We start from the raw sequence: 534 nt of genomic DNA on the forward strand, positions 1-534 counted from the left end.
GTGCCCGAAAGGGAACCTGAACACAGGTGCTGCATGGCTGTCGTCAGCTCGTGTCGTGAGATGTTGGGTTAAGTCCCGCAACGAGCGCAACCCTTGTCATTAGTTGCTACATTCAGTTGAGCACTCTAATGAGACTGCCGGTGACAAACCGGAGGAAGGTGGGGATGACGTCAAGTCCTCATGGCCCTTATGGGTAGGGCTTCACACGTCATACAATGGTACATACAGAGGGCCGCCAACCCGCGAGGGGGAGCTAATCCCAGAAAGTGTATCGTAGTCCGGATCGCAGTCTGCAACTCGACTGCGTGAAGTTGGAATCGCTAGTAATCGCGGATCAGCATGTCGCGGTGAATACGTTCCCGGGTCTTGTACACACCGCCCGTCACACCATGGGAGCGGGTTTTACCAGAAGTAGGTAGCTTAACCGCAAGGAGGGCGCTTACCACGGTAGGATTCGTGACTGGGGTGAAGTCGTAACAAGGTAGCCGTATCGGAAGGTGCGGCTGGATCACCTCCTTTCTAGAGTAGCACCGG

The 534-nt window shown here is 55.2% G+C and carries 1 rRNA gene; it reads left to right on the forward strand.

From position 1 onward, the window contains the following. Positions 1-519, forward strand: a 16S ribosomal RNA gene (locus tag ACI48I_RS24175); the annotation flags it as partial. Positions 520-534 lie beyond the last annotated feature (15 nt).

This window comes from Massilia sp. LXY-5 (assembly GCF_059801075.1).